The organism is Caballeronia sp. EK (assembly GCF_014384845.1).
Lineage (GTDB): Bacteria > Pseudomonadota > Gammaproteobacteria > Burkholderiales > Burkholderiaceae > Caballeronia > Caballeronia jiangsuensis.
In genome coordinates, this window is the sequence record NZ_JACSUE010000010.1 from 176,508 (window position 1) to 189,332 (window position 12,825).

General features: G+C 57.7%; 11 protein-coding genes and 1 pseudogene. 4 read left to right on the forward strand and 8 right to left on the reverse strand.

Translation table 11 applies throughout. The features are described from left to right. Positions 1 to 611 precede the first annotated feature (611 nt). Positions 612 to 1,103, forward strand: a complete 492-nt coding sequence (locus IAG25_RS28175) for a hypothetical protein (protein WP_187607741.1) — start codon at positions 612 to 614, stop codon at positions 1,101 to 1,103. 20 nt (positions 1,104 to 1,123) lie between these two features. Here IAG25_RS28175 and IAG25_RS28180 read toward each other — a convergent pair whose 3' ends face one another. The 3 genes from IAG25_RS28180 to IAG25_RS28190 form a co-directional block, all read right to left on the reverse strand. Continuing rightward, entirely contained in the window at positions 1,124 to 1,339 is a 216-nt protein-coding gene (locus tag IAG25_RS28180; RefSeq protein WP_187607742.1) for a hypothetical protein, read from the reverse strand. A 49-nt stretch (positions 1,340 to 1,388) separates the two neighbouring features. Beyond that, on the reverse strand, positions 1,389 to 1,694 hold the full coding sequence (locus IAG25_RS28185; RefSeq protein WP_187607743.1) for a hypothetical protein: 306 nt from the start codon (positions 1,692 to 1,694) through the stop codon (positions 1,389 to 1,391). Positions 1,695 to 1,755: 61 nt separating this feature from the next. Then, positions 1,756 to 2,031 (reverse strand): hypothetical protein, encoded by a 276-nt coding sequence (locus IAG25_RS28190; RefSeq protein WP_187607744.1) that lies wholly within the window; start codon positions 2,029 to 2,031, stop codon positions 1,756 to 1,758. Positions 2,032 to 2,671: 640 nt separating this feature from the next. Here IAG25_RS28190 and IAG25_RS28195 point away from each other — a divergent pair. The 3 genes from IAG25_RS28195 to IAG25_RS28205 all read left to right on the forward strand — a co-directional run bounded on the left by IAG25_RS28195 (position 2,672) and on the right by IAG25_RS28205 (position 4,810). Next, positions 2,672 to 3,442 carry a DUF3047 domain-containing protein gene (locus tag IAG25_RS28195; RefSeq protein ID WP_187607745.1) on the forward strand — a complete coding sequence of 257 codons (771 nt, stop codon included), beginning with the start codon at positions 2,672 to 2,674 and terminating at the stop codon, positions 3,440 to 3,442. Positions 3,443 to 3,698: 256 nt separating this feature from the next. Further along, the gene (locus IAG25_RS28200) at positions 3,699 to 3,905 is read left to right on the forward strand and encodes a hypothetical protein (protein WP_187607746.1); all 207 of its coding nucleotides are present in this window, start codon (positions 3,699 to 3,701) and stop codon (positions 3,903 to 3,905) included. 494 nt (positions 3,906 to 4,399) lie between these two features. Then, positions 4,400 to 4,810, forward strand: a complete 411-nt coding sequence (locus IAG25_RS28205) for a hypothetical protein (protein WP_187607747.1) — start codon at positions 4,400 to 4,402, stop codon at positions 4,808 to 4,810. A 198-nt stretch (positions 4,811 to 5,008) separates the two neighbouring features. Here the strand turns inward: IAG25_RS28205 and rpoD are convergent. The 5 genes and pseudogenes from rpoD to IAG25_RS28230 all read right to left on the reverse strand — a co-directional run bounded on the left by rpoD (position 5,009) and on the right by IAG25_RS28230 (position 12,240). Beyond that, positions 5,009 to 7,055: pseudogene (rpoD, locus tag IAG25_RS28210) on the reverse strand (RNA polymerase sigma factor RpoD). Between the two features lie 730 nt (positions 7,056 to 7,785). Then, complete coding sequence (locus IAG25_RS28215; protein WP_035504549.1) at positions 7,786 to 7,989, reverse strand: cold-shock protein; 204 nt, start codon at positions 7,987 to 7,989, stop codon at positions 7,786 to 7,788. A gap of 608 nt (positions 7,990 to 8,597) precedes the next feature. Next, positions 8,598 to 9,746 carry a hypothetical protein gene (locus IAG25_RS28220; RefSeq protein ID WP_187607748.1) on the reverse strand — a complete coding sequence of 383 codons (1,149 nt, stop codon included), beginning with the start codon at positions 9,744 to 9,746 and terminating at the stop codon, positions 8,598 to 8,600. 246 nt (positions 9,747 to 9,992) lie between these two features. Then, entirely contained in the window at positions 9,993 to 11,033 is a 1,041-nt protein-coding gene (locus IAG25_RS28225; RefSeq protein WP_309243977.1) for a ParB/RepB/Spo0J family partition protein, read from the reverse strand. Next, on the reverse strand, positions 11,020 to 12,240 hold the full coding sequence (locus IAG25_RS28230; protein ID WP_187607749.1) for a ParA family protein: 1,221 nt from the start codon (positions 12,238 to 12,240) through the stop codon (positions 11,020 to 11,022). The genes IAG25_RS28225 and IAG25_RS28230 overlap by 14 nt, the downstream gene beginning before the upstream one ends. Positions 12,241 to 12,825 lie beyond the last annotated feature (585 nt).

Sequence of the window (12,825 nt, forward strand, 5' to 3'; positions counted from 1 at the left end):
TTCTCATTACCTCAACTGCGCGACCGTGCGAATGCATCACGCTCGAGATCGAGATTGCAAACCTTCTCTCAGTCATCCCTCAGCAGGTTCGTATCGAATGGAGGCTTGACCGCATAACCGTCGATTGCCAGCAAAGGAAGCAAGCATCGGGCACGGGACCCTAGCCTCCATAAAAAGAGACTTGGTGACACATTGTTGCTTAACACCTCGCTCCCGCCGAATTCCGCACAACGGTATATGCGCGAGCCTGACGTTCAAATCAGCACCGATCACATGCGAGTCCATTGCGTCTTTTATCTCGTTTGCGCAACGCTAGTGTCGTACCGGTTGACGCAGTCCTGGTCACTTTCTCACTTAGTCGGATCTATGCGCCTCTGGCAAGCACGAGCGAAAATATTCTTTAACTGAATGACGCGCAATTAGCTTGGCCAACTGGCATTGAAACTCTGCAGAGAGCACGTCAAACAAACCTCACGCTGCCCCCAGTCGAAAGTGTTTCCACCGAGACACTTCCGCTGGATTTAACGAGTACCGACGTGAGCGAATTGTGGGCACGTGGTCGTGACGCGCCCGGACCGCAAAGCTCGTGACGAGCGTAGGCATAAAGAACAATGACTGATTCGTTGGGGGCCGAGCACACTCATCCTTGCTCAAGCGATACCGACTACGCAGAGCAGGATGAGCTCGACACCTATTTGGACCATGTGGAGGTCGCGCACCCGTTCGATGCAATGATCTCCTCCGACGACGTGAAAACGTCGAAACCGGCGTCTTTATGCTTTGAGATGACGCTGAACAAGCTCGGCGTCCCTGCAACGCACATGGGCTCCGATTTTCGAAAAGTGCTGGAAAGTTTGCGGCATCCTGATCAGTCCAACTTCGACTCTCAGACTCTCGGTACCCTGACGAGATCAGCCAGTAGAAACGGGTGGTTCACGACGGGACCGAACACCCTCGCCGGCGTCGAGTCGCTCTCCAAGGAGACGAGCGGCCCCGTCGTCGTCGCTCGCACCAACGACCTCCTATTCAAGGCGCCATCCAGCGACGCTGTTCTACTCCACGCGCGGCATTCCTCTCTTCACGCACCACGTCACCAAGGCTAGGACAGCCGGAGGCCGCGCCCTCAGCCCACTCGCTCAAGCTTGAAATTCGCTTCAGCGTAGGCCGCGTTGCATTCCCAGACCTCTTTCCCCTCCCGGACGAATACCGCCCAGCCCTTCGCAATCGTGCATCGCGCTTGCGGATAGACAGCACTGTGGCCGTTCATCGCCGCCGCTAGCGCATTTCGCTCCTTGCAGGTTGCCTGATACGTTCCGTCTCTTAGCGTCTTCGTTGCCATTGCTTCACCATGCTAGCTCATCTTTCAACCTTACCGGGCGCCCCTGGAGTCAGTCTGCTTCGCCGTTTTTCGAGGTCTCTTCGCTCAGCTTTTCGGTCGATTGGGCCCGAGTAAGCGGCACGGTGTATGGTACCTGCACCGCCCGCGGCATCTTTTGCTTCGTGGCGTCCGTGATGACGCGCTCGCCATCTTCAGTCATCCACGCCTCGACGGCTTGCGTGTACACCGATTCGAGTGCGACTCGCCCGACCCATTCAAGCTTTTCGTCGCAGCCCAGCTCATCCCATTGGTTATGTACGTCCGCCTGCGCGTTCCACTTCGCTCTCGCAGCCTCGATCACATCGTTCTCATTCATCTCGATTCCTTCGTGTCCAGTTTCAGTTTTCGCATCGCTTGATCTCGATCACCTAAAGAGGTCATATCGTTGACAGCGGCACCGTTGAAGATTTTCCGTGCTTTACCGACAAGTCAAGTTGCTGCGCTCCCGCGTCGGCGGCAACTTCTTGCGTCCAGAAGCGCAATCGCGGCCAGGCGTCGGGAGCACCGCGCTTGCGAATCGTGTAGAAGCATGCGTGCGCGAAACCATGAATGCCAATGTATGCATTCATCTGCAAGGCGAGTCGAATGTCTGCGCCTTCGCCATCGTATTCGTCGTCGCGAATAATCTCGCTGCCCGGGAGACCGAGGCTCACGCCAGCAGCCTACGCCCATGCTGTGGCCTCCGGGTCCGAGCATTGAATGACGGCCCGATACAGTGGCGTATCTGGATGCAAGCCCTTTTCGTCAATGCGTCTGAGCATCTCGCGCTGGCCCGCGTACAGATTGCCGTCCATCAAAGTTCAGAAGCAGCGCGGCGTGATCGCCAGATGGGCCGATTCGTGAAGCACGGTTGATATCCTACACTGGGATCGACAGCCAAGGTGCCTTGGTCAATGCGGCATCCGTCAGAAAAGCCGGTCGCTCCGACCTCGTAACGAGAAGGAATGCCGATTCCATTCAGGAACTAAAACACCTTGTCACGGGTGAAGGAAGCATCGATTGAATAGTCGGTTAGCATGCGCTGCGGTACCTCCGCGATAAGATTAGGTTGATCACCGCGGCGCCCGCGCGGCGCGACGGATGCGCCTGACTGCCGCAGCAGCCGTTTCTGAGACTACAGACCAGTCGTGATGCCACCACGTGATCTGTCCGTGAATGTTCAACTTCTAGACACGCGACGATACTGCCTCAGGAGTCGTCATTCCGAAAGCGTCAGCAAGTACTCGACAAGATGCAGTGGCGACAACGTAGTCCGCTACAATGGACGAAGGCTAAGGCCGAAGGCAATCAGCCATGCATCTTTTTTCCATCCTGCAATCGCGGAAACGGACAACCAGGTCCGTCGGGGTTGCCGTGTGCATCGCGTTTTTGATGTCGCCGCTCTCCATTTTCGCCCAGAGCGGAACTCCGGGCGTCGCCTTCTCAGCGGCAGAGCCAGGCGCGCCCCTGCCCGCTGGGTGGAAGAACTTGCCGGTTGTGAAGAGCAAGTCGATGACGGAATACACACTGGTTCGCGACGGCCAGACAACCGTCCTGCAAGCGAACGCGAACCGGTCCGCTTCCGCCCTGATGCACGAGGGCGATATCGATCTCGCTCAAACACCCGTCGTGGTTTGGCGCTGGAAAGCGGAAGGGCCGATTGAGGGCGCCGATAACCGCGTCGGGGCGAAGGAAGATGCTCCGGCGAGACTGGTGTTCGTATTTGACGGCGACAAAAGCAAGCTGTCGCTTTTCGACCGAGCCAGCATGGAAGTCGCGAAGCACCTGGGTGGCCAGGATCTGCCCTATGCAACACTGATGTACATCTGGTCCACGTCGGCCGCGCCGAGCAGCGTCATCGCCAACCCGCATACCGGCCGCGTACAGATGATCGTCGTCTCCGGTCAGCCTGGCGATGCGGGCCAGTGGCGAAGCGTGCACCGCAACATCGTCCAAGACTACGAAAAGGTCTTTCACGAAGCGCCAGGACGCATCACTGGCTACGGTCTGCTGACCGATACCGACAATACCGGAACCACGACACGCGCCTGGTACGGAGACATCCAATTCGTTCCCGGTCACTGACAAGGCACAACGCGCTCACTGGAGTCTTCTATCTTTCATCGATTGATCTGAGTTTATCCGGTTGCGCACATAATCGAATGGTTGCTCGGCGCTTCATCCGTGCTCATGCCGATCTATCTGTTCAACGAGACATAATCCGTACAGCCCTGCGACTTGTGTTCAGCACGTCCCCTCTCACTGAGCAATTATTCAAGTCACGAATCGGTTCGACTCGACTGCGTGTGACTCGCCGGCGGGCGGGCGTAATGGATTTCCCATGAACGTCGCGGAAGCCATGCTCGGGCTGCCGCATGGCTTTTTTGATCAGCCTCATCCAGCGCTCACCCCCGAGACCATTTCTCGCCTGAAGGCACCACTCGACTTCGTTCAAACGGACGATGAGGCACAAGCAGAGTCTGAAGTACGTAAGCTGCGTTCGCTGTCAACGTCGACCAACCACCATCTGTTGAAGTCAGTTCATTAGAGGAACCGGAAATGCCGAGGAAAACAGTGAGCGGCTTGCCCGGGGCTAGTAGGAATCGAGCGCCCGAAATCGCCGTACATCCGAGGAAAGGTGCTGCCCTCAAGGGCGCATCATCGAAAGCCAGAGCATCTCAAAAGACTGCCCAGCAACACTCGCTGCCGTTAAGCGACGGCACTGATGTCGAAAGCATTCGACGCGCTAACCTCTACGTTCTGACGACCCGCAATGGATCAAAAGTTAAACTCGGAGTGGTCATGGCGATGAACGGTTCCAACATGGCCCACCGGTTACATGGCAAGAAACGCATGGACGACGCTGAAGCAAGCCGTTTCACAGAGCGCCTAGGCTTGCCAGTCGGATGGCTGGACACGCCGCGTTCTGAGGCCGAGATCCCAGAGTCGGTGTCAGATTTGCTGACCCCTGCTGCGCGTGGTCGCGCATCCGTTTAACACGACGAGCCGGCTGCGCTTGCAGCTCAGAGTAGCGCGCCAAGGATGCGCGCCGCTGCAAGGGCGCGGACAGAAGCCCCTCACCCGCACGCCTTGGGCGATGTGCAAAGCGTAACAGGGTCGGTAAATGTCCCGAGTAAGAAAGAGATAATCGATGTCGGCCCGCGAGATCATGCCAGTGATGCTCTTGGCGAGTTTGGTGGTCACTCTATTGACGAAAGCGAGCGGCATTTCCCGTCGGTCTCACCGACCACAATCGCGCTGCAGCCCGCTTCCACACTACCTCGTCAAACAGCCGTACCGCTTCCCTCCACTTCCGTGACCAGCCTGGACAATCTTCACGGTATTGAGCCGGTAGCGGAAGCCTTGATCAAGACACTGGCAGGCAAAGCACGCACGGGTCGATTGGACGAGTTGAAAGCGCTGGAGCTTTTGCAACAATCAATATCGCTGTAATGCTAAGGCCGGGCTTCAACTGTTCTCGCCCTGCGACGTCGTGACGAGCAAACAACGCTTGAAGTTAGCGACCAGCCGCCTTCTTTTGGGCGACGAGTCAGCAAGAAAGCGTGCTTGGCCCATCAGGCCTGCGCCGCTTCCTGTATGGCGATGACTAGCGTTCGAGGTGTCGTATCGATGGGGGCGTCGGCCGGTGACTTAATGGTCAAGATATTGCCGCAGCTTATCGGCGTGACTCGGGTGCATCAATTTTCGCATTGCCTTGTGTTCGATCTGCCGGATCCGTTCGCGCGTCACATCAAATTGTTTGCCAAGCTCTTCTAGCGTAAAGTCTGAGGCGGTATCGATTCCGAAACGCATTCGCAGGACCTTCGCTTCACGCGGCGACAGTGCATCGAGCGCCTCGTCGATTGCGGCGCGCAGATTCGCGTGCACCGCCGCATCCGCAGGAGACGCGGCCATCGGATCTTCGATCATGTCGCCAAGCGTAGCGTCTGCGTCCTCGCCCACCGGCATCTCGAGAGACACCGGTTGCGTGGCGACCTTCAACACGCCGCGAACCTTCTCCTCGGTCAATTCCATGCGCTCTGCCAGCAATGCAGGATGCGCTTCCTGACCGGTCTGTTGCAGAATCTCGCGCGAAATCCGAGTGAGCTTGTTGATCGATTCGATCATATGCACCGGCACGCGAATCGTGCGCGCCTGATCGGCAAGCGAACGCGTCACTGCTTGCCGCACCCACCATGTCGCGTAGGTGGAAAATTTCCAGCCCCGGCGATATTCGAATTTGTCGACGGCTTTCATCAGGCCGATATTGCCTTCCTGAATCAGATCCAGGAAGTGCATGCCGCGGTTCACGTACTTCTTCGCGATAGAGATCACCAGGCGCAGATTGGCCTCGATCATCTCGCCCCTGGACTGACGCATTTTCGACTCGGCCGCCATCATTTGCCGGTTGATTCTCTTCAGTTGCTGCAACGGCAAAGCGACGGTGGCTTCGATCTCGATCAGCTTTCCCTGCTCCGCCTGAATCACCGGCAGACTGCGCTTGAGCGCGGCGCCATATTTGTTCGACGCCATTGCCATGCGTTCGCTTCAGCCGAGATCGGTTTCATGTCCCGGAAAGGACTCGACGAACTTCTGACGCGGCAACCCGCACCGGTCGACGGCAATCTGCAAAACACGGCGCTCGATCGCGCGTACCTGCGCGACCCGCTGTTGCACGTCCGCGCACAGCCGATCGATAGTTCGCTCCGTAAAGCGAATGGGCGCCAGTTCGCGCTACATCGCCTCACACACTTGTGCGAAGGCGACCCCGTCCGCGCGTTGGGTCGTGTCGGCGCGCGGAAGCTCAGCGAACAACTCGCGTACGCGCGCAAAAATGGCGAGGCTGTCGTTCGTGAGCTGTTTCAGACGGGACTTGTCTGCCTTCGCCGAATCCTGCTGCTCGGTACCGCCGCATTCGTCGACAAACTCATCGCCCTCTTCGTCGGCCTTCTCCTCATTGCGGTCATTGCCATCATCCCCATCGGCGGCGTCCGCGGTGAGCTCAGCCGAATCAGATGAGTCCGAGTCCCCCGCATCGGCCGCCGCGAAGTCTTCATGGAGACCGTCAACCAATTCGTCAATGCACAGTTCACCAGCCTCAATTTGCTCGACGCTTGAAAGGATCGTGGAGACCGTCGCCGGACAGGCCGCAATCGCGTGGACCATTTCGTGAATGCCGACTTCGATGCATTTCGCAATCTCGACTTCATCCGCGCGGGTCAGCAACTCCGTCCCGCAAATTTCACGCATGTACATACGCACGGGATCGGTGGTGCGGCCGAATTCAGAATCCACCGTTGCGAGGGTGACTTCCGCGTCCTCGTCAGTCTGATCGTCCGACATGGCGGCCGGCGCAACGTCGTTCAGCAGCAGCGTCTCAGCATCCGGCGTCTGCTCATAGACCGCCACGCCCATGTCGTTAAAGGTGCTGACGATGGTTTCGATTGCAGCGGTCTGCGCGAAGTTGTCGGGCAAGTGATCGTTGATCTCTGGGTGAGTCAGGTAGCCGCGCGACTTGCCCAACTGGATCAGCGCGCGCATCTGGCGCTGCCGCTCTTCGTCCTGCAGTTGCCGAGGACATCGCGTCCGTCGGCAGCAAAAGTGCAGCGGCCTTGGCCTTGGGCCCGCGTCGGCCTGGGGCCTTAGGCACGAACGCGGTTGTAGCAGTCTCAGAATTCTGACGATCAAAGCTTGTCATGCATTCTCCTTGGCCAGGTGTGCTCGGCGATGGCGTGACCGGCGGCTGAGCGCATAGCAGCCGGCGCGTCACGGACATTCAAGGGCTGAAGGCGAAGGCGACTTGCGATATCGGAATGAGCGGGGACGCGGTCTGCTTACACAAGCGGGCCGGATGAATTGGCGCACTCAAGAGTCAGTGCGATGCGAGCACTGTCTAAAATTGTAGCTCGAGTTGCTGCGGCGCACTAATTCGAGGATTCGGTCCCACTCCTTGCGGTGTTCACGAAAAGGCCGGGTGTCTCATTTGCAGCCATTGCCGGCGGACGGCAGCGGCCAGCGGGTGCCTTTTCGGCCGCTGACGCGGAGAAAACGTATCTGCTGATACGAAACAGGCCCAAATTGATACGAAAGGGAGACACATGCTCACATCGCGGCACCAGATCCATTGACTGTCCGTTTCGCTTGGCCGGGAGACATAGATCCCGTGAAACACAACAGTCGATCCCAACTTCTTGGATACATTATCGTTCATAAACAATAAGTTATATTGTTTATGAAGAATCCGCCTTATGTTTCACGAAATTCGGGCCAGAACACAAAGGTTTCATTGGCGAGGTGGCTTGGTTTCAGCGCCTGCAATGTGTTCCGACCCATGGCAGCAAGGCGCTTTCCTGTAGCGCCGTAATTTCCCGCCTCTGCCTGTTCTATCGACGCCCCAGCGACCGCTCGATCGCCGGGATGGCTACATGCTACGCCGGCTTGATGTTGGCCGCCTGCTTGCCCTTCGGCCCCATCTTCTCGTCAAACGTCACCTTCTGCCCTTCCTTGAGGGTTTTAAACCCCTCCGCGCGGATTTCCGAGAAATGGGCGAACAGATCTTCACCGCCCCCGTCGGGCGTGATGAAGCCGAAACCCTTGTCGTCTTTGAACCACTTGACCGTACCGGTTGCCATTTTTAGTTTGACCCCGAAAGTTGAAAACGACGCCGCTCTCGCGTGCGCCGGAGACGCTATCTTGATGCCGCGACGGCGCGCACGCAACCACGTTCGGGCGAGGGCCTTGGGTTCTCGCATGTGAGGTCTTCGTCGTGGCCGCAGTTGCCTCCTGGCCCGGCGGTGCAACTCTCCCGATAACAGGACTTATTAGGCTTGAAGGAAAGCGTGCGTCGTCCCCTTTTACGCCATGGGCCGTCGAAAAAAAGCGCTGAGAAGCCCCCGTGCATGCCCGGAATTGAGCCGACGTCGAAGGGGAGAAGCGAGATGGGGAGAGCCCCAAAGTAACTCTTGGGCGCGCCCCTCCCTCTCGACCGCGCGGGAAGGGAGCCAAACGGCGGCAGAGTCCGTCGCCGCGCTCGCGCGCGAAGGCTGCGTAGAGCCATTACGTTCCTCGCTAGGGGTGACGACGACGTCCAGCCATCAGAGGCGGCGCTGGGGCCTGTCACGCATCCTCCGAAGTCACTTTTCAGAGATCCGTCGGAGAGCGTGAAACGATTCCTCGGTTTCCGGCCCTGGGCCCGGTATGACAAGGCATGCATGCCGATGAGATTCTAACTCCGACAGTTTCACGCCCGCCCACATAGCGCACGAAGCTTAGTGAGGTGCTCGGCCGCAGATACAGTAAGCGCTCGCGGAGTCGCAGCTAATCGCCTTTCGATGTCGAGATCGCGATGATCTCCACTCGTAGCAACGGCAGTAATGTTTGAAAGCGTTTCTTCGGAAATTTGTCCTCCTCGAAGTGCTCGGATAAAGCCTTGGGACCACTGCCCAGCCGCCTGTCGAGTTACCCCGTCAATGCTACGGACCGTCAAGGTGGTGCCGTGATCGGTGACGGTATAACGCGTCTGGCCCAATACATCGACGAACGAGCGGCCGTCCAAGGCCTTCACGGTGGCTTCAGCTTCAAGACGGGCGGCTTCTACGGCCTGTGTTTCAGCGAGTTCCGCGGCTTTGGCTCGCATCTGGTAGCCGAAGTCCGTTGTGCTTGTGAGCAGCGCGCGCAGATAATTGATGGGGCGCTTTGCCTGGCGCAAGTGCTGCCAGCAGACTTCCACGACGTCCGAAAGACGCTTGCCAGCCTCGCGGGCTTCGCGCATGAGTTTGAAAATCAAGAAATCCAAGAAACCCAGGGAGCGCAGGCGCTGGAGGTCCTGAGGAACTTGGCCCGGTTGTCTCTTTTGAAAAGTTAAAGGGCTTAGATCCTTAGTATTAGCACCGTCTGCCACATTGGCATGCGGCGGCTCAAAACGTTTGGCCTTCGTGGATGAAGCCTGCGCTAAGTCGGTGGAGATTGACTGCACGGTGGGCTCCTCGATCAATCCAAGCAGCACGGCAGCTTTCTGCGTCAGGTACAGATACGCGCGTCCAAATAGGCCCGCTTCGACATAGCGACGCTGAGGGGCACGATCGATCAAACCCGCGGCTTCAAGATCGGCGAGGCTGCGGTAGAAGGTCCGTTCAGATTGCATCGCGCGCTCGCTAAGCAGCGTGCGACGAGCGTAGATCTCGCCAAAAGGCTTGGCTGCGTCGACAGTGCGGGCCAATGCTGCGAGCACAGCACGCGCTCGCGTCGAGACGCCATCAAGTCGTGCAGCGCGATGTACGGCACGCAAGATGACCCAAGGCAGGTTTGTGGTGTCCGTGAAGAGCGGTTCGATTTTTTGAGGGTGAGAGTCACCCTCGCCAGCCGCACAGGGTGCGAGCGCGATGCACATGTCAGTCGCCCATTTTTAAGAAATGGATCGGTTTTGCTTGACTGACTGCCGCCTTGCGCTACACTCCGAGGTGTTGAGGCTCTTTCCGATTTCCAGTCGGGGAGTGTCGCGGGGTACGGTTTCCAGCCAAGCCCTCATTCAAAAGCCTTCGGTTGGCGCCGAAGGCTTTTGTTTTTTGTAAGCCGTCTACATCTCGTAACTCCGGTACAAACTGTCGGGTTTCACGACAGCAATAAAATCAAAGACTTATACTTTCTCTGCGACGCGAGACTGCGCAAATCGCTCTAAGTGCTGCCGGATCGCTTCTTGAGCTTCGGCTGCTTCGGCCTCATCCTTAAATTCCAGCCGCATCACGTTCTTTACACGCCGCACATCGCACCAAGTCGTCTTTCCCGCTTTGACTTTGAATGTCTCGGGCTTGGCAGTCGGGCGCACAGGTGTTTCCGCTACCCGCGCGTATTTCACCGTCTGCCCTTGGTCGAGTTTCTTCTCGGCAAGGAGTTTGATTGCCTCGGTAACGCGCTGACCTTTCCCGGCCTCCGAAATGCTGGCGAGTTCTTTGACGGCGGTGCTACCGATTATTGCCTTGTTCTGCTCAATGATTGCCAAAGCTTCAGCCGGAAGGCGGTCAAAGGCATAGAGTTCGCTCACGAACTGCTTGCTTAACCCAGTGCGATCGGCGACTTCGGTCTGGGTAAGCTTCGCATGTCCTTCTTGGAATCGCTTAAGACCGATGTACTTTTCGTAGTCTGTCAAATCGGATTGCATGAGGTTGGCGAAGAATGCACCGTCACGCGCCTCGTTCTCATCCTCGGCCGTACCCAACACTGCCCGGATCGTCGTCCTGCCCAGATCTTTGTGCGCATCCCAGCGATGGTGACCCGACCAGATGTCCCACTCGCCGTCTTCCCGAGCCAAAACCACGACCGGGTGCACCAGTTTGTTATGTCGCAAATTCTCACGCAGCTCCGCGTATTTCTCGGGCGCCATAAACCGCCGGCGGCCAGGAATCTCGTGGAGCTTATCGACCGGCAACTCCAAGGCCTCGCCCGTTGCCTTTGTGGCCTGCAGATCTTTGATGCGCGCGAGTGCGTCCGTCAGTTTGCTCTCCGCTTCGATGCGCTTCGAGTCGGATTCGATGATCCGATTCTGGGCATTGAGCAGACGTCCCGGCGAAGTCCTGGGCTCTTCCGCAGCAATGGCAGAAGGCGATGCACTCGGGGCTGGCGGTGGTGCCGTCTCCGGTACTGTCATCTTTTCAAACAACCGATCCTTAAACCGACTCACGGCGGGCCTCCCGTTTCCAAGCACGTTCAAGATGCGAGTTCACAAACTCGGTTAGCTGATCCAGCGGTTCGCGAATCCGCGCGTAGGTGCCGCTACTCCAGTCCGACTTCGTCGTGTCATAGATCGTACAGAGGCCTGCGGCCACTGTGGCCTGAACTGACGACTCCGGCACCACGAAGGGCAATAGCCGTTCGCCGTAGGCGTCGGCCAGCCACTGTCGGACTTTGCGCGACAGGTCCGTATTGCGCGCTTTCGTGAGCAGAATGCTTACGAAGTCGTAATTCTTCGATTCCTCGAAACCCGGAACGCCGGACAGGGTCTCCGCTGCCAGATCCCAGAATTGCGTGGAGCTCGCGAAGTCTAGACCCTCGGGCGGGCAGGGCATGAGGATCGCATCAGCAGCCACTAAGGCGTTGAGCGTGATGTAGCTTAGGGACGGCGGGGTATCGACGATGATCGCGTCGTACTGTTGAGCGACCGGCTCCAGCCCCACACGCAGGATGTCCCACCACTTAAAATGAACCCGTTTCTCCAACGCATCGGCGATCTGTTTCGGGATCTCGAACTCCGCATCGAACAGCATCGTCGACGCCGGGATCAGGTCCATGTTTTGCCAATACGTTTCCTTGATCGCGTAATCGAGCGTGGGGTGTTCGCGGTAGATCAACGGTAGGATCGTGTGCTTTTCTTCGATTTCAGCATCGGGCGCGTAGCCGCACAACTGGGTAGCCGACCCTTGCGGATCGCAGTCGATCACCAGCACTCGGCGACCGGCCAGCGATAGCGCTTGGCCCAGCGCTACCGCGGTAGATGTCTTAGCGACTCCGCCCTTGAAGTTCGCCACCGCAATGACCCGGCCGCGCATACCTTCGGGTCGTACGGCCCGCTTGGTCGTGCCGCGCACCCAGGCGATGGCATCCGCCAGCGAGTATTCTTTATTGCGCTTGTTTTGCAGCTGATGCCCAAGGGGGAGTTCTCCCTTCTTCGTAAGGTACTTGAATTGATCGCGCGACAGGTTGCACAATGAAATGATGTCGCTTGAAGTGAAGACCGGTGCTTTTTTCCGCGGGTACGGCTCCAGCAGCATTTCGCGCCGGTGACTGAACGCGCGTTGGCTGCGTTCCTTGATGGAAAGAAGATCCGCGATCGACGTCGGCGCGTCATCGACCGCTAGCGCCTTCGAGATGAGGACGTCGCTATCGGGCATTAATTTCCCCTGAGTTTTCGATAATCACCCCAAAATTAGATGTAGACATCAAAAAAAGGGGTGATTTGCTTCAGACGGAGCATATTCGTTAACGTGGTTTACTTCAAGTAAACTCTCAAGAGTCGTTTCGCCCTCACTTTGTTCACCAACTCCAGCCGCTTAGCTGTGAACGCGGCCCTGCGACGTATCTCGTGGAAGTCCACGTCCCTCGGCTGACCCAATGTCTGAATGTCCCGCGGTCCAGGTCAGCGCCTCAGCCTCCTGTTCGCCGATGAAACGTAACGGACACGCGTTCCGGATACCGTTGCACGGAGTCGCGCGGCTAGCCAAGTCGTTGAGCGTATTATGTAAACGAGCTGTTACAAAGTGCGCGGGATAGTCACCCCCGCTTTTTTTCGGCGAAACTTTCGCCGGAGAGATCGATCACGGCCGTGAAGGTACATAGGAATGGGCGCTGTCAGATCAGCGAAAGCTATACGTTTTTATGGTTCATTCCCGAACGGTCCGCGTGCTCCGGTGTGAGCGCGCTAAACATGGCGATACCTTCCTCCATCATCCACTTGACGAACTTCCTGAGCTGGCTCC